The organism is Phaeobacter sp. JH20_26 (genome assembly GCF_048056275.1).
In the GTDB taxonomy this organism is placed as follows: Bacteria; Pseudomonadota; Alphaproteobacteria; order Rhodobacterales; family Rhodobacteraceae; genus Phaeobacter; species Phaeobacter bryozoorum.
This window is the reverse complement of record NZ_JAYMWL010000026.1, coordinates 171629-187644: the sequence shown is the minus strand read 5'-3', so window position 1 is coordinate 187644 and position 16016 is coordinate 171629. Positions and strand designations below refer to the sequence as shown.

Annotated in this window: 12 protein-coding genes; 2 read left to right on the top strand and 10 right to left on the bottom strand. The window is 62.5% G+C overall.

Annotated elements, in window-relative coordinates:
• Nucleotides 1-111 precede the first annotated feature (111 nt).
• The 7 genes from VWY60_RS19745 to VWY60_RS19715 all read right to left on the bottom strand — a co-directional run bounded on the left by VWY60_RS19745 (nt 112) and on the right by VWY60_RS19715 (nt 8617).
• Nucleotides 112-1413 (bottom strand): adenylate/guanylate cyclase domain-containing protein, encoded by a 1302-nt coding sequence (locus tag VWY60_RS19745; protein WP_416541519.1) that lies wholly within the window; start codon nt 1411-1413, stop codon nt 112-114.
• Nucleotides 1413-2642, bottom strand: a complete 1230-nt coding sequence (locus VWY60_RS19740) for a DNA recombination protein RmuC (protein WP_416541518.1) — start codon at nt 2640-2642, stop codon at nt 1413-1415. The genes VWY60_RS19745 and VWY60_RS19740 overlap by 1 nt, the downstream gene beginning before the upstream one ends.
• Entirely contained in the window at nt 2642-4591 is a 1950-nt protein-coding gene (mutL, locus tag VWY60_RS19735; RefSeq protein WP_340546879.1) for a DNA mismatch repair endonuclease MutL, read from the bottom strand. Before mutL ends, VWY60_RS19740 begins: the two co-directional genes overlap by 1 nt.
• Before the next feature lie 78 nt (nt 4592-4669).
• Entirely contained in the window at nt 4670-5599 is a 930-nt protein-coding gene (locus tag VWY60_RS19730; protein WP_340546880.1) for a metal ABC transporter permease, read from the bottom strand.
• Entirely contained in the window at nt 5596-6801 is a 1206-nt protein-coding gene (locus tag VWY60_RS19725) for a metal ABC transporter permease (RefSeq protein ID WP_416541517.1), read from the bottom strand. The genes VWY60_RS19730 and VWY60_RS19725 overlap by 4 nt, the downstream gene beginning before the upstream one ends.
• Nucleotides 6801-7649 carry a metal ABC transporter ATP-binding protein gene (locus tag VWY60_RS19720; RefSeq protein WP_416534495.1) on the bottom strand — a complete coding sequence of 283 codons (849 nt, stop codon included), beginning with the start codon at nt 7647-7649 and terminating at the stop codon, nt 6801-6803. Before VWY60_RS19720 ends, VWY60_RS19725 begins: the two co-directional genes overlap by 1 nt.
• A gap of 14 nt (nt 7650-7663) precedes the next feature.
• The gene (locus VWY60_RS19715; protein ID WP_416541535.1) at nt 7664-8617 is read right to left on the bottom strand and encodes a metal ABC transporter solute-binding protein, Zn/Mn family; all 954 of its coding nucleotides are present in this window, start codon (nt 8615-8617) and stop codon (nt 7664-7666) included.
• Nucleotides 8618-8898: 281 nt separating this feature from the next.
• Between VWY60_RS19715 and deoC the strand changes: the two genes are divergently transcribed.
• Entirely contained in the window at nt 8899-9888 is a 990-nt protein-coding gene (gene deoC / locus VWY60_RS19710; RefSeq protein ID WP_340546884.1) for a deoxyribose-phosphate aldolase, read from the top strand.
• Nucleotides 9889-9974: 86 nt separating this feature from the next.
• A complete protein-coding gene (locus VWY60_RS19705) occupies nt 9975-12311 on the top strand; it encodes an aldehyde dehydrogenase family protein (protein WP_416534494.1) in 2337 nt (778 codons plus the stop codon).
• A gap of 106 nt (nt 12312-12417) precedes the next feature.
• On the opposite strand, the gene VWY60_RS19700 is transcribed toward VWY60_RS19705, so the two are convergent.
• The 3 genes from VWY60_RS19700 to VWY60_RS19690 all read right to left on the bottom strand — a co-directional run bounded on the left by VWY60_RS19700 (nt 12418) and on the right by VWY60_RS19690 (nt 15967).
• Nucleotides 12418-13737, bottom strand: a complete 1320-nt coding sequence (locus VWY60_RS19700) for a M16 family metallopeptidase (RefSeq protein ID WP_416537637.1) — start codon at nt 13735-13737, stop codon at nt 12418-12420.
• Nucleotides 13734-15158 carry a M16 family metallopeptidase gene (locus VWY60_RS19695; RefSeq protein ID WP_416541516.1) on the bottom strand — a complete coding sequence of 475 codons (1425 nt, stop codon included), beginning with the start codon at nt 15156-15158 and terminating at the stop codon, nt 13734-13736. The genes VWY60_RS19700 and VWY60_RS19695 overlap by 4 nt, the downstream gene beginning before the upstream one ends.
• Nucleotides 15159-15451: 293 nt before the next feature.
• Complete coding sequence (locus VWY60_RS19690) at nt 15452-15967, bottom strand: DUF3035 domain-containing protein (RefSeq protein WP_416541515.1); 516 nt, start codon at nt 15965-15967, stop codon at nt 15452-15454.
• Nucleotides 15968-16016 lie beyond the last annotated feature (49 nt).

The following is a 16016-nucleotide window of genomic DNA, read 5'->3' as shown; positions in this document are numbered from 1 at the left end:
CCGCGCTGTTCATGAGGATCAGACCCCATTGCCGCGTGGCTGTCCTTGATCTGGGGCAAGAACCGCAGAAGCCGCCAGACCGCGCCCCCGGGGAGGCCGGCGCGCGACGGATCAGCTGTCTTTGGCGTAGATCTCGATCAGCCTGCTGCGCCCGCGCAACGTCACCGGCGCCAGGGCAACCCAACGCTGGCGCGCGGGGGCGATACCTGCGATCTCAAACGTAATGGCTGAGGCAATGATGGTCTGCGGAACGGTCTTGCTGTGCTGCTCGAGGCGGGAGGCGGTGTTGACCGCATCTCCAAAGACCGAATATTCCAGCCGCGCCGCATTGCCGACAACACCAGAAAACACCTCACCTGCGTGAACGCCGATGCCAATGTCCACCGGCGGCTCGCCCGCAGCGACGCGCCGGTCCGACCAGCGGTGAATGGCCTCGCTCAGCGTCGCCGCACAGGCCAGAGCCCGGGCGGCGCCATTTGCGCCGCCGCGCGCCACAGGCGCATCATCAAACAGCAGCATTGCCGCATCGCCCATATATTTGTCGATCATTCCGCCATGCCGGGTGGCGCTGAATTCCACCTCATTGCGGAATGCGGTGATGAAATCTCCGACCTCCTGCGGATCACGTGATTCCGACCAGCGGGTAAAGCCGCGAATATCGACAAACATCACGGCCATCGGCTGGCGCTGGCCCTGTTGCAGCGCCGAAAGCCCGCCATCCGCGAGCTGATCGGCCACCTGCGCCGGCAGATAGCGGGTCAGGTTGGCGCGCGCCTCGGCCGCCGTCAGCTCCCGGTAAAACAATCGCCGCATCCGCGCAGCCGCCACAACCATGACCAATCCGGCCAGCAGGATCATTGTCAGCTTCATCACGTTTGCCGGGCTGTCCAGCACGCTGTACAGACTGCCCATCTGCCCCACATCCAGCCGGGTCACCGGCCAGAAGATCAGGATCCCCAGCCCACCGGTCAGCAGAACCGTCGTATACAGCTGCAGGCGCGGGTCCATCCGCATGACACCGTAGGCCAGCACCAGCGGAACCAGCCAGGCCGGCGGCAGCAGCAGCGCCACGCCTCCGGGGTAGTTGCTGTTCTCAAGGCTGAACCAGACATTGAAGAGCAGAAAGGCACAGTCCGCCGTCACGCTGATCCAGGACATCCAGGGCCGGAACCACCCGAATGTCGTCGCAGCAAAGGTAACGATACCGAGGGTCAGATAGGCAAACATCGTCAATAGCGCAAACAGCAGCTGACGATGCAGGAAGGGCGCCAGAGAGCTGAAATCCACCCCCGCCATCGTCACCACGAATACGGCAAACAGGCCCAGCGTCACCGCGATCCGCAGAACCGACACCAGCCGCTCTGCCGCGATTGAGGCCGTGTTCAGCAGGGGAGCGATGGTGGTCTGTTGCATCAGCTATCGGAACGCCCCAGCGGAACGACATTCACCGGATCGGGGGGCTGACCGATGCCAGCTGATGTCGGGGCAATTTCTTCAAAGTCGAAGTTGTCCAGCCGCTGCGCCCGGCGTCCGGCCTTGTCAGCGCTGATCTTGATCTCCGCGATGTCCTTTGCCGCCATGCCGAAATGGCGGTCCAGATTACCCACCCGGTCGCCCAGACGTTCGACATCCTTATGCAGAAGCCCCAGCTCGCTGCGGATCGCGCCGGCCTGTTCGCGCATCCGCGCATCCTTTAGAATGGCGCGCATCGTGTTCAGCGTGGCCATGCAGGTGGTTGGCGAAACGATCCAGACCTTGGCGGAGAAGCCCTCACGCACAATGTCGGAAAAATTGGCATGGAGTTCGGCATAAACAGCCTCGGAGGGCAGGAACATCAGCGCGCCATCCGCCGTTTCGCCCTCCAGTATGTATTTCTCTGAAATCGCCCGGATGTGGCCCCGCAATGCCGCCTTCAGCTGGCGCGAGGCGCTAGCGCGCTGCTCCGGGGTCTCGGCGTTGCGCAGCGCCTCATAGGGTTCCAGCGGAAATTTGCTGTCGATCACGATCGGACCGGGGGGATTGGGCAGATGGATCAGGCAATCGGCGCGCTTGCCGTTGCTCAGCGTGTGCTGAAAGGCATAGCTGTCAGAGGGCAGCGCCTTGGAGACGATATCATTCAGCTGGATTTCACCAAAAGCGCCGCGCGTCTGCTTGTTTGCCAGGATGTCCTGAAGCCCCAGGACATCACCCGACAGCTTCGTGATATTGTCCTGCGCCTTGTCAATCACCGCCAGCCGCTCCTGCAATTGAGTGAGCGAGGTGACGGTGCGTTTGGTCGACCCGTGCAGGCTCTCCTGCAAGCGCTCCTGCATCTCGGCCAGCGCGCGGGCCTGCCGCAGCGCGTTGTCGGAGAGACGGTCGTTGACCTGCTGCTGCACAGCGCCGAGCCGGGTCTCAACGGTCTGGATCATCTGCATCTGCGCGTTGGCCTGCGCGTCGGAGACATGCTGTAGCCCGCCGCGCAACTGCTGAACGCTTTGTCCCAGATGAGCCATCTGCTGTGCGATCGGGTCCATGCTCGCGGCAGCGCGTGCATGGCTGCGCAGCAGCATGACGAGCCCCACCATCATCAGACCACCAATCCCCAGAAGCACCAGCATCTGCGGCTCTGCGCGCTCCAGCAAGAGCAGGACCGACTCCATCAGCTCCGCCCGAACAGACGTTCGATATCGGCCAGTTTCAGCTCGACATAGGTGGGACGCCCGTGGTTGCACTGTCCGGAATGCGGCGTTGCTTCCATTTCGCGCAGCAGGGCGTTCATTTCCTCGCCGCGCATCCAGCGGCCCGAGCGGATGGACCCATGGCAGGCAACCCGGCTGAGGATGGCTTCAATCTTGGCCTGAACCAGCTGGCTTTCGCCCTGATCATCCAGCTCATCAAGGATATCGCGCACCATCGCTGCGGCATTGACAGTGCCGAGTATGGCCGGGGTTTCACGCACAGCGATGGCGCCGCCACCGAAGGCTTCGATGCCCAGACCAAAGCGGCCCAGATCATCGGCCACCGCCAGGATACGGGCACAATCCCCCTCGCTAAGCTCGACGATCTCGGGGATCAGCAGGGCCTGCGCAGCGACGCCGGTCTCGGCCATCTGGCGTTTCAGCTTCTCGTAGACCAGCCGTTCATGGGCGGCGTGCTGATCGACGATCACCATACCGTCGGCAGTCTGGGCAATGATGTAGTTCTCATGCACCTGCCCGCGTGCGGCACCAAGCGGCAGATGCTCGGCCCCGGGCGCGGAGGTTTCGGGTCTGTCCGAGGGCTGACCCGGGGCCATCGCACCTTTGGGCGCCTCTGTCACACGGCCGCTATAGGCGCTGGCCAGCTCAGCAAAGCCGGGCGATACCGATTGCGCCGGATGAGCGGGAGCAGGTGCGAAGCTCTCTGGTTGCTGGGCTGCATAAGAAAGGCTGCGCGCGCCCATTGACGGCCGATCCATCTGGTAGATCCGCGGGCCGCCAGCGCCGGCCGGATCTGACGAGGTGGCTTCTGGGCGCATCGCCCCTAGGGTCGCGCCCGCAACCGTGGACGAGGCCCGATGACCGGCCTCCGCCAGCGCATGGCGCAGCGCTGAGACGATCAGACCCCGCGCCACACCGGGATCGCGAAACCGGACCTCGGACTTCGCGGGGTGGACGTTCACATCAACCAGCGCCGGATCGCAGTCCAGAAACAGCGCCGCTGCCGGGTGGCGGTCGCGGCTGAGAAAATCGAAATAAGCCGCCCTGAGGGCACCGGTCAGCATCTTGTCCTTAACCGGTCGGGTGTTCACAAAGAGGAACTGCGCCACCGCGGCGCCCCGCGAATAGGTCGGCAAGGCCGCATAGCCAAAAAGCCGGACCCCCTCTCGGGTGGCATCAATCTTGAGCGCGTTTTCCGCAAATTCGCGCCCCAGAACCGTCGTGAGCCGCCCGTGCAGCGCATCGAAAAGATCACCCGACAGCGGGTCCGCGCGAAAGGTCACCCGCCCCTCACCGCCGCCGGAGACATCACGCAAGGTAAAGCCAACCGATGGTTCCGCCATCGCCAGCCGCTTGATGACGTCGCCAATGGCCTGCGTCTCGGCGCGGTCGCTGCGCATGAACTTCAGCCGGGCGGGCGTGGCGTAGAACAGATCCCGCAGCTCAACCACGGTGCCTGCGCGCAGGGCGGCAGGTTTCACCGGCTCCATCTGGCCACCGGCGACGCGAATCCTCGCGGCCTCGTGTCCCTTGGCGCGGCTGGTAATGCTCAACCGTCCGACAGCGCCGAGCGATGGCAGCGCCTCACCGCGAAAGCCGAAGGTATGGATGTTCAGCAGGTCAGAGCCGTCGATCTTGGAGGTGGCATGTCTCGACAGCGCCAGCGGCAGATCTGCGGGTGCCATGCCGCAGCCATCATCGGTCACCCGGATCAGCGTCTTGCCACCATCCGCGATGTCGATGGTGATCCGAGAGGCCCCCGCATCAATGGCGTTTTCCACCAGTTCCTTGACCGCCGAAGCAGGGCGTTCGACCACTTCTCCCGCAGCGATGCGGTTGATGGCACTGTCATCAAGCTGCCGGATGATCGGTTGTGAACTGTCGCTGATTTGGGGGTCTGCATATGCCATGCCGCAATATTTAGCATGCCGCCGCGCGATTCTTCCAGCCGCAATCCGTCCTGTCGGGCGCGGTCAGCGGCCTGTTGATCAGACCCCTGCTGGCGCCCCGGCCCGGTGGCGGCACGGGCCGAACCGTGCCGCAATCGCCAGCAACAGACCCGAAACCGTTGCGATCATCCCGGCGGCGCTTACGGCGTCCGCAGCGCCAAGCCAGAGCGGGCCATAGCCCGCCAGGACATAGCCGACAACCGCTGAAACCACGGCAAACCCGACGCTCCAGCCCAGCTGACCCTCCAGCTGGTTCGACATCATCCGCGCAGCGGCCGGCGGGCAGATGAACATCGCGATCACGATGATCGACCCCACCGCATCAAAGGCCGCAACGGCGGCGATTGCAGCAGTGATCACCAACCCCAGCCCCAACAGATCGGTGCGGATACCCAGCGTGCGGGCAAACCCCTCATCAAAGGTCGCAATCTTAAGAGGGCGCCAGAACAGCGCGATAAAGACGGTGACCCCGATCAAGGTCAGACCCATGCGCAACAGCTCGGTCGGCAAATAGCTGAGCGCCACCGGATCCAGCAGCGATTCCCAGCCGGTGGCATCAAGCCAGATCAGGCTTTCGAGATTGCCGTAGAGCGCGTGTTCCACATCCAGATGAACCGCCGATGTATCGGTCTGCTCCAGCAGCAAGACCCCGCCTGCGAACATGGTGGTGAAGACCACGCCCATGGCGGCCCCCGGCTCGATCCGGCCAAGGCGGCGGATCAGTTCGATCACAACCACGGCAACGATGGCGGCTCCAGCGGCCCCCAGCATCATCGGACCCGCTGCGATCACCCCGGTCAGGAGGAAAGCAACAACGATACCCGGTAGAACAACATGGCTGATGGCATCACCAATCAGCGCCTGCCGACGCAGCAGCAGGAAATTCCCCGGCAGCGCACAGGCGACGGCGGCAAAGACACCGATCAGCAGAGGTGTCAGGGACAACGGGACAAATTCAGCGCCGCTCATGGCAGAACCTCACGGGGGCCGCCCATGCGGCGGTCAATGTCGGAAATCTGGTCGGCAGTCAGAACCGTCTCTATCTCGCGCAGCCCATCATATAGCGCCGCTGCCGCCTCATGTGTCTGGTCGCTCCGCACCAGCGCCCAGCGATGTTCGTCTCGCAGCGCCTTGGCGGCGCGGGCGCGGCCCTGTTCCGTGGGCACCCCATCGGCGCGTAAGAGGCCACGCTGGCGCAGCAATCGCAGGGTCAGCGGCTCATAGATCACCTGATCCTGCGCCAATGCCAGCAGCCCCTGGCGCAGATGAACCCGGCGCTGAAACCGCCGATGGCGCAGCACAGCCGCCAGCACCCCGCGATTGGGAGCCAGCAGAAGCGACAGGGCAAAGAGGCCAAAGCTCATCAGGACGATGATAGGTCCGGTGGGCAGGTTCGGCGCCGATGCAGATACCGCCGCACCAAGATAGGCTGACAGCCCGCCGGCACCGCCAGCCAGCAGCACCACCAGATCGGACCGCTCGGTCCAGAACCGGGCGGTGACGGCCGGGATGATCAGCAGCGCCACGATCAGGATCAGGCCGACGATTTTCAGCCCGACAACGGTGACAGCCATCACCAGCCCCATCATCATCATGTCGATACGGGAGACGGAGACACCCTGTGACGAGGCGTACTCAGGGTCAAAGGCCACCAGGGTCATCGGGCGCCGCAGCAGCAGAATCAACAGCAGCGTGGCCGCGCCACCTCCCGCAATCACCAGCGCATCGTTCCACAACATGCCTGCCGTAGAGCCAAGCAGGAACCCCTCCAGCCCGGCCTGACGGCCCACCCCCAGCGTCTGGATCACCGTCAGGATCGCGATGCCGAACCCGAAGAACACGGAGAGCACGGCGCCAATCGCGGCGTCCTCGGCCAGACGGGTACGGCGGGTCAGCCAGTTGAGGCACCACAGCCCGGCCATCGCCGAGAGTGCCGACCCAAGGAGCAGACCGGCCAGATTGCGACCATCGCCGCCAAGCGCGACCATTACCAGAAAGGCAAGCCCGACACCGGGCAAGGTGGCATGGCTGATGGCATCGCTGACCAGCGCCCGTTTGCGCAGGAAAAGGAAGGTTCCGGTGATGCCGGCGGCGATGCCAAGCAATGTGGCGCCAATTGCGACCAGCGTCGCATTATAGCCCATTTGCAGCAGCAGGGCGTCCCAAAGCATCAGAATGGCCCGCCGCTCTGTGGGAGAATAGATCCCGGTGCCACGGCCAGCTGGTCAACCTGCGCAGTGGCCAACCGTCCGCCATAGGCGCTTTGCAGGGTTTCGGCGGTAAAGGCCTGTGCAACCGGACCCTCTGCGACTTTGCGTGTGTTGATCAGGAAGACATTGTCGAAATACTCGCCGACGGTGGCAAGATCGTGATGCACCACAACCACTGTCCTGCCATCTGCGCGCAGCTGTTTCAGCACCGCGATAATGGCCTTCTCGGTCGCGGCATCGACACCGGCAAAGGGTTCGTCCAGCAGATAAAGATCTGCTCCCTGAGCCAGCGCCCGCGCCAGAAAGACCCGTTGCTGCTGACCCCCGGACAGCTGGCCAATCTGGCGGGTGGCGAAATCGCCCATCCCAACACGGTCCAGACAGGCCTGCGCCTCGGTGCGATGGCGTCCGGTGATGCGGCCCAGCAGGCCCAGCTCGCGGTAGAGCCCCATCATTACAACGTCAATCACCCGTGTCGGGAAATCCCAGTCGACGCTGGCCCGTTGCGGGACATAGGCAATGCGGGCCCGTTGGCTGTCCAGCGGCTTGCCAAAGACCTGCACCCGCCCTGAAACCGGCGGCACGATGCCAAGCGCGGCCTTCAGCAAGGTCGATTTACCAGCTCCATTCGGGCCGATGATGGCCGTCATCCGTCCCGGCTCCACTGTCATATCGACAGAGAAAACGGCTGGCTTCTCGCCGTAGGTTACGGTCAGCCCCCTGATGGCCAGCGGCGACCTGTCAAGGCTGTGGGTGATTCCCTCAGCGGCAGTGGGCGCGCCATTGTCGCGGGCCAGTTCCACGCTCATCTCATCGGTTCCCTTCAAAATCCGGCACCGGACAGGCGACCGGACATGCCCTTAGGTGGAACCTTGGCGCCAAGAGCAGCCGCGATAGTGGTCATATTATGATCCAGCATCCCGACATAGGTGCCCTCATAGCTGCCATCGGCGCCCATCGCGTCGGAGAACAGCTCTCCGCCGATGCGAACCTCATGGCCTTGCGCCGCTGCCCCTTCGATCAGGGCACGCATCGAACGATCCGAAACCGAGCTTTCGACAAAGACGGCAGAGATCTGACGCGCCACCAGCATATCGACCAGCGCGCCAATGCGATTGAGGCCGGCTTCGGATTGGGTGGAGATGCCTTGAATGCCCAGCACCTCAAACCCGAAGTCACGGCCAAAATACCCAAAGGCATCATGCGCCGTGACCAGCACCCGATTTTCGACCGGCACCTGGGCCAGGATGTCGTTGCCGTAGGCGATGAGCTGATCCAGCTCTGCCAGATGCGCCGCTGCATTGGCTGCAAAAAGATCGGCCTGATCCGGACGCGCATCACTCAGCGCCGCCTGAACCTCTGCGACCATGTCCTTCCACAGGGCCGGGGTCATCCAGACATGGGGGTCATATTTATCTGCATAGGCGTCATGGCCGCGCAGCTTGTCCTTGTCCAGACCGTCGGCGACGGCAACCACCGTGCGTTTGCGCGCCAGATCGTGGAAGAACTCTTCCATCTGTGCCTCAAGATAGAGACCGTGCCACAGCACCAGATCTGCACGGGTCATCGCCACGATATCGGACCGTGTCTGCCGATAGGCGTGCGGGTCTACCCCCGGTCCCATCAGGGCGCGCACCTCGACTGCATCACCGCCAACCTGGCGGGCGGCATCGGCGATCATGCCAGTTGTTGCCACCACTTTCAGCGGGGCATCCGCCCGCGCAGCAGAGCCGTCTGAGCTGCCGAACGTCGTGGCAACGAGCCCGACAAAGGCCATCACAGCAGCCAGCACCAGCTTGTGGGCGATCTTCATTGATGTGCTGAGCGTCGAACGCATGGAGCTGATCCTCTAATTGTCATCTGACATCAATAAGAGCGCTCAGCGATGTCCTGTCAATGAAAATGCGACTTATTCGCAAAAAGAAATGAGAACGGTTCGCAAAAATAGATAATTTTTGTCCAAACAGTCAAAATTTTACCCCAGACCACCCTGCCCTTGCTTGCCAAGCTTGGGTGGTCGTGCGATTTTCGCACCGAACTCGAATGAGGATTCCCGGCATGGAAAGCCAAATTGCAGAGCACACCGCGCAGCTGCCGCAGGTGGGCGAACCGCGTAACCCCGGCATGGAGCTGGATCTGGACTGGGCGCTTGGGGTTGAGGCAAACACCTCCGCCATCGAACGTCGCTGTGCCACGCTGCCAGGTCGGCGCAGCGTCAAGAAAGACTATCAGGCGGCCTGGCTGCTGAAGGCGATCACGCTGATTGACCTGACCACACTCTCCGGTGATGACACCGTGGGGCGTGTGCAACGGCTTTGTGCCAAGGCGCGCCAGCCCGTGCGCAGCGACCTGATGACCGCGCTCGGCATGGAGCCGATCACCACCGGCGCGGTCTGCGTCTACCACGACATGATCGAAACCGCTGTCGACGCGCTGGAGGGCACGGGTATTCCGGTGGCCGCCGTGTCTACGGGTTTCCCCGGCGGCCTGTCGCCGTTTCACCTGCGCCTCGCCGAGATCGAAGAAAGTGTGAAGGCCGGGGCCAAGGAGATTGATATCGTGATCTCCCGTCGTCACGTGCTGTCCGGCAATTGGCAGGCTCTCTATGATGAGATGAAAGCCTTCCGCGAGGCCTGTGGCGACGCCCATGTAAAGGCCATCCTCGCCACCGGAGAGCTGGGCACATTGCGTAACGTTGCGCGTGCCTCGCTGATCTGCATGATGGCGGGTGCTGATTTCATCAAGACCTCGACCGGCAAGGAAAGCGTCAACGCCACGCTGCCGGTCAGCCTGGTCATGATCCGCGCCATCCGCGACTATCACGAGCGCACCGGCTACCGCGTTGGCTACAAACCCGCTGGTGGGATCTCAAAGGCCAAGGATGCGCTGGTATATCTTTCGCTAATCAAGGACGAGCTGGGCGACCGCTGGCTGCAGCCGGATCTGTTCCGCTTTGGCGCGTCCAGCCTGCTGGGCGATATCGAACGGCAGCTCGAACACCATGTCACCGGCGCCTATTCCGCCGGCTACCGCCACGCGCTGGCCTAACCTTCAGATGCCACCCCCGGATGCCTGAAGGGCCTCCGGCCCGCTTCCGGATCCGGGCAAGCAGCGACAGACACAAGGCTCGACACATGACTATCAAAGAGATTTTCGACACCATGACCTATGGCCCCGCCCCCGAAAGTGCAGCTGAGGCGCTGGCCTGGCTGGTGGATCAGGGCGCCCGGTTCGGCCATTTCATCGACGGCGACTTCACCGCACCCGGCGACGGGTTCGACAGCAAGAATCCGGCAACCGGCGAGGTTCTGGCCACATTGACCCAGGCCAGCCAGTCGGATGTCGACAGCGCTGTTGCCGCGGCGCGCAAGGCGCAGGGCAAATGGGCTGCCCTCGGCGGCGCCGGCCGCGCACGCTATCTCTATGCCATCGCGCGACTGATGCAAAAACACGCGCGCCTGTTTGCGGTTCTGGAAACGCTGGATAACGGCAAGCCAATCCGCGAAAGCCGCGACATTGATGTGCCGCTGGCGCAGCGCCATTTCTACTATCACGCAGGCATGGCCCAGCTGATGGAAAGCGAACTGCCCGACCGTGAGGCGCTGGGTGTCTGTGGGCAGATCATCCCTTGGAACTTTCCGCTGCTGATGCTGGCGTGGAAGGTCGCGCCGGCCCTGGCCATGGGCAATACTGTGGTGCTGAAACCTGCGGAATACACCTCGCTTACCGCCCTGCTGTTTGCTGATATCTGCCGTCAGGCGGGCCTGCCCAAGGGTGTTGTGAACATCGTGACAGGCGATGGCGCCGTGGGGGAGATGATCGTCGGGGCCGAAGTCGACAAGATCGCCTTTACCGGGTCCACCGCCGTCGGCCGCCGCATTCGCGAAGCCACCGCAGGCAGCGGCAAGGCACTGACGCTGGAGCTGGGCGGCAAATCTCCCTACATCGTCTTTGACGACGCCGATATCGACTCCGCCATTGAAGGTCTCGTTGATGCAATCTGGTTCAATCAGGGACAGGTCTGCTGCGCCGGCTCGCGACTTCTTGTTCAGGAAGGCGTCGCCGACCGTTTCCACAGGAAACTACGCGCACGGATGGACAAGTTGCGCATCGGCAATCCGCTGGACAAGAGCATCGACATCGGCGCCATTGTCGACCCGGTGCAGCTGACCACCATCAGCGAGATGGTTGCCGCCAATTCGGCCGGCCGCATGTATCAGGCGCAGATCGATGTGCCGGAGCGCGGGTGTTTCTACCCGCCCACCCTCATCGAAGGTCTGGCGCCCTCCGACACGCTGATGCAGGAGGAGATCTTTGGTCCGGTTCTGGTATCGACCACCTTCCGCACCCCGTCCGAGGCTGTAGAACTGGCGAATAACACCCGCTACGGTCTGGCGGCGACGCTCTGGACTGAAAACGTCAATCTCGCGCTGGACATCGCCCCCAAACTGGTTGCCGGCGTGGTCTGGGTCAATGCAACCAATCTCTTTGATGCGGCCGCAGGATTTGGCGGCACCCGTGAAAGCGGCTTTGGCCGTGAAGGCGGCTGGGAAGGGCTTGGCGCCTACACCAAGCCAAAGGGCAAGGTCAAAGCTCTTGACCAGATCAAGGGTTTTGACGGTGAAGGTGCACCGGTTGATGCCGTGGACCGCACCGCAAAACTCTATATCGGTGGCAAGCAGGCGCGCCCGGATGGCGGCTATTCCAAAGCCATCCATGGCAAATCCGGCGCGCTGCTGGGCCACGTTGGCCTCGGCAACCGCAAGGACGTTCGCAACGCCGTGGAAGCCGCAGCCGGGGCCAATGGCTGGGCCAAGACGACGGGCCATCTGCGCGCGCAGATCCTTTACTACATCGGCGAAAACCTATCTGCGCGGGCTGGCGAATTTGCCGATCGGATCGACCGGATGACCGGCAAGTCCCAAGGCGCGCAGGAGGTCGAAACCTCGATCCAGCGCCTGTTCACCGCCGCTGCCTGGGCCGACAAATACGACGGGCAGGCCCATGGTGTGCCAATCCGCGGTGTGGCCCTGGCGATGAAGGAACCTGTTGGGGTGATCGGCGCACTCTGCGCGGATGAGGCCCCCTTGCTGGGCCTGATCTCGGTGCTGGCACCCGCCATTGCAATGGGCAACCGCGTGGTCCTGGCCGCATCCGAGGCCTACCCGCTGGCGGCGACCGACTTCTATCAGGTGCTGGACACATCCGATCTGCCCGGTGGCGTCGTCAATATCCTGACCGGCCGTCACGCCGAACTGGCCGAACCGCTGGCCGCCCATCTCAATGTAGATGCTGTCTGGAGCTTCTCCTCCTCTGACCTCTCCGCCGCGATCGAAGCTGCCTCCGCCGGTAATCTCAAGCGTACATGGGTCAACAATGGCATGGCGCTGGACTGGACGTCGGACCACAGCCGCCGCTTCCTCGAAGCCGCAACCGAGGTAAAGAACATCTGGATCCCCTACGGCGAATAAGCCGATGGGTGCAGCCCAAAGGGGCTGCACCCGCCATATCCTGCAAAAAGGGCGCTACCAGAAATGGTAGCGCCCTTTTTTCCGTTTGATATCCCGCCAGCCCAGCTCAGTTGGTGGATTGCAGACCTTCAGGTCGACCCACCACGATGAAATGCAGCTGATCCGGCAGCAGGATCTCCGCTGCCACCTTGTTGATCTCGTCCAATGTCACTGCATTCACCTTGTCATTGCGGGTGGCGACGTAATCAATGGGCAGGTCATCCATCTGCATGCCCGCCAGAATGGACGCGATCCGGCTATTGCCATCAAAGCGCAGTGGGTAGGCCCCGGTCAGATAGGTCTTTGCATCCGCCAGTTCCTTCTCCGTTACACCCTCGGCTGCCAGCTTCGCCCATTCGGTCTGGATCACCTCAACCGTCTCGGCGATCTTGCCATTGGCCGAGGCGACGGAGCCCATGTAGACAGCACCAAGATCACGCGGAACCAGGTAGCTGTAGACACCGTAGGTGAGGCCGCGTTTCTCGCGCACCTCCGACATCAGGCGGCTGTCAAAAGATCCCCCACCGAGGATCTGGTTCAGCAGATAGGCCGCAAAATACCGCGGGTCGTCGCGCTTGATGCCGATATGACCAAACAGCGCCACCGATTGGGGCGTGTCGTAGTCAACAACAGTCACGCCCCCTTCGATCGTGACATCTGCAGGTCCCGGAATTGGCGCGCCTTCCGCTGGCAGATCCGCCAGCAAAGTATCGAGAAGCGCTCCCAATTCCGCCTCGGTGATATCCCCCACCGCCCCGACGTAGAGCCGGTCGCGGGCAAAGACCGCTTCATGCGCATCAAACATGTCCTGTCGGGTGAGGGCGGTCACGCTCTCGATGGTCCCGTTTCCTTCGGTGCCGTAGGGATGATCGCCAAAAGCCATCTGCGAGAACACCCGCCCGGCAATGTCATTGGGATCTTTCGCATCGGAACGCAGTCCGGCGAGGACCTGCGCACGCACCCGGTCCAGTGCATCCTGATCAAAGCGCGGCTCGTGGATGGTCTGACGCAGCAGATCAATCGCCTGATTGCGGTTCTCGCTCAGGAATTGCGCCGAAATGGACACGGTATCCTTGTCTGCATCATAGGAGAACCCCGCCGCCAGGCTTTCCAGCGCGCGGGCGTAGTCCTGGGCAGGCAAGGGTCCGGCGCCCTCTTCCAACAGGCCGGCCATCAGATAGGTCGCGCCACGCTTTCCCGGTTTGTCGAGCGATGTGCCACCGCGAAACCGCAGTTCCAGCGCGGTAAAGGGGATGCTGTGATCCTCGACCAGCCAGGCGGTGATGCCACCGGGAGAGGTGACCTCCTTGATTTTCACCTCTGCCCAGACAGGCAGGGCGAAGAAACAGACGGCCATTACCGCCGTGATGAGCTTTATCGCCTTCATTGGCTTACCTCTTCATCTCGCATCATCCAGCCGGTCACCGAGACCTCCGGTCGCAGCACTTCGCGGGCAACTGCGATGATTTCATCCGCCGTGATGGATTGCAGGATGCGGGGCCAGGCCTGCACATCCTCAACCGTCAGTCCCGAGGCCAGCGCCCGACCATAGCGGTTTGCGATCCCGTCGACATTGTCGCGGGCATAAACTTCGGCGGCACGCAATTGCAGTTTGATCCGCTCCAGCTGTGCCTCATCGACGCCCTCTTCGAGGAACCGGGCAAAGGTCGCATCAAGCGCGGCCTCGGCATCCTCAAGGCTGATGTCCGCCCCCGGCACGATCAGAAAGTCGAAGGTGGTGTCGTCCAGCGAGACATCGGAATAGAAAACCCCGGTATAGACTGCCACCTGCTGGTCGAACTGTAGCGCATTGGTCAGATACGACGTGCTGCCGCCGCCCAATAGTTCGGCCAGAAGATATAGCGCCGCTGCGCGTTCCTGCGCACCACCGTCACGTTCAGGCGCCAGATAGGAGCGCTGGACAAAGGGCTGCGCCACACGCGGATCTTTGAAGATAATGCGGCGGGCAGCGGTCTGCGGAGGCTCCTTGCTGCGGAGCCGTTCGGGCAGCTCCGGGTTGGCCGGGATCTTGCCATAGCTCTCCTCGGCAAGGCGACGCACCTCTGCGGGATCGACATCACCGGAGACCACCAGAATCGCATTATTGGGGGCGTAGTATGTCCCGTAAAAGGACAGCGCATCTGCCATGTCCAGCTCTTCCATCTCATGGCGCCAGCCAATGATCGGCTGCCCGTAGCGATGGTTGAGATACTGCGCCGCATTCAACTGCTCACGAAACAACGCGCGCGGCTCGCTGTCGGTGCGCTGATTGCGTTCCTCCAGAATGACTTCGCGTTCGGTTTCGATATCCTGTTCGGTCAGGCGGATATTGACCATGCGGTCGCTTTCCATCTGCATCATCAGCCCCAGGCGATCCGCTGCGACACGCTGGAAATAGGCGGTATAGTCATAGCTGGTGAAAGCATTGTCCCGCCCGCCATTGGCCGCAACCGTGGCTGACAGCTCTCCGGCCTCCATCGTATCGGTGGCCTTGAACAGCAGGTGTTCGAGGAAATGCGCCACGCCGGATTGGCCCACAGGTTCGTCGGCGGAACCGGCGCGGTACCAGACCATATGCTGAACAACGGGCGCGCGATGATCTTCGATCACGACCACCTGCATGCCATTGTCCAGCACAAAGCTTGTGACCATGTCGCTTGCATCGTTCGGCGCATCGGCGCCCTGTGCCTGCGCTGTCTGAACAAAGTTGCCGGACCTCAGAGTCGCCAAATCCATGGCTACGAGGGCTGCAACAAGCGCGCTGGCCCTGATGATCCGGCGGATCACGGGTTTCATAGGGGGGATCATTGGTGATCTCCTTTTTTGCGGTACGCCAGCGGCAATGGGTAGACCGGTAGCGTCAAAATAGACAAATGCAGCCGGTCAGACAGGGCCACCTGCCCGCGATGGGCAATGCTATACGCCACCCTGTCCGTGTGGGGGCGTGCAAAGCAGCAGGTCCGATCCGACGACATATCATTGGCATTGATCCATAAAACGGACCAACATCGCTGGCATCAAACTACGCTCTAGGGGGGCATGTGCAAGGGAAATGGCGTTTTTGTGATCGCCACATAACCCCGAAAACTGCCGACTCGGCGTTACTCTGCCGGCGGGGCCGACGGGGTCTCGAATCCGGCACGGCGGAATCGTTCGCTGACCACATCCGGCGCAATCGCCTCGCGTTTATAGGCGTCCTGGTAGCGGTCAACAGGGAACAGCTTGAACCGTGCCGTGCGGTTTTCACGCTTGCGCTTCTTTGCATCGCGCGCGGCGAGATCCGCACGGACCTCGGGATCGACGCCATAGCGGCTGGCGGCAGTGACCAAGGCGCCATCGCTGGCGGGGACACCATCACCGGGAACCAGCGCTGCGGCATTTCCGCCGAGCACGGCGACGGCTTCGCCCTTGGGGTTGCGGTCGGTAAGGTTGGCCGCGCCCGGCGTCGGCTGCGGCAGCGTCTTGTAGCTGGTCGGTTCTTCCAGCGGTTTGGCAGGCAGGACCATAAATTCATCCGGGCCGGTTCCGGAGGGGCGCAGATCACGCAGCCCTTTTTGCCCGCAGGCAGATACGGCCAGCGCGCCCATCAGAACAATCACACCAAAAGGGATCCGCATGACCCGTTACTCCTGCCTGTTTGAGCCGCTTTTATCGTATTTACCCAGC

What these genes read in the sequence shown, in the direction of transcription:
- VWY60_RS19745 (WP_416541519.1), bottom strand. Translation starts at nt 1,413, where the DNA reads ATGCAACAGACCACCATCGCTCCCCTGCTGAACACGGCCTCAATCGCG.
- VWY60_RS19705 (WP_416534494.1), top strand. Translation starts at nt 9,975, where the DNA reads ATGACTATCAAAGAGATTTTCGACACCATGACCTATGGCCCCGCCCCC.
- mutL (WP_340546879.1), bottom strand. Translation starts at nt 4,591, where the DNA reads ATGGCATATGCAGACCCCCAAATCAGCGACAGTTCACAACCGATCATC.
- VWY60_RS19720 (WP_416534495.1), bottom strand. Translation starts at nt 7,649, where the DNA reads ATGAGCGTGGAACTGGCCCGCGACAATGGCGCGCCCACTGCCGCTGAG.
- VWY60_RS19700 (WP_416537637.1), bottom strand. Translation starts at nt 13,737, where the DNA reads ATGAAGGCGATAAAGCTCATCACGGCGGTAATGGCCGTCTGTTTCTTC.
- VWY60_RS19725 (WP_416541517.1), bottom strand. Translation starts at nt 6,801, where the DNA reads ATGCTTTGGGACGCCCTGCTGCTGCAAATGGGCTATAATGCGACGCTG.
- VWY60_RS19690 (WP_416541515.1), bottom strand. Translation starts at nt 15,967, where the DNA reads ATGCGGATCCCTTTTGGTGTGATTGTTCTGATGGGCGCGCTGGCCGTA.
- VWY60_RS19715 (WP_416541535.1), bottom strand. Translation starts at nt 8,617, where the DNA reads ATGGCCTTTGTCGGGCTCGTTGCCACGACGTTCGGCAGCTCAGACGGC.
- deoC (WP_340546884.1), top strand. Translation starts at nt 8,899, where the DNA reads ATGGAAAGCCAAATTGCAGAGCACACCGCGCAGCTGCCGCAGGTGGGC.
- VWY60_RS19730 (WP_340546880.1), bottom strand. Translation starts at nt 5,599, where the DNA reads ATGAGCGGCGCTGAATTTGTCCCGTTGTCCCTGACACCTCTGCTGATC.
- VWY60_RS19740 (WP_416541518.1), bottom strand. Translation starts at nt 2,642, where the DNA reads ATGGAGTCGGTCCTGCTCTTGCTGGAGCGCGCAGAGCCGCAGATGCTG.
- VWY60_RS19695 (WP_416541516.1), bottom strand. Translation starts at nt 15,158, where the DNA reads ATGATCCCCCCTATGAAACCCGTGATCCGCCGGATCATCAGGGCCAGC.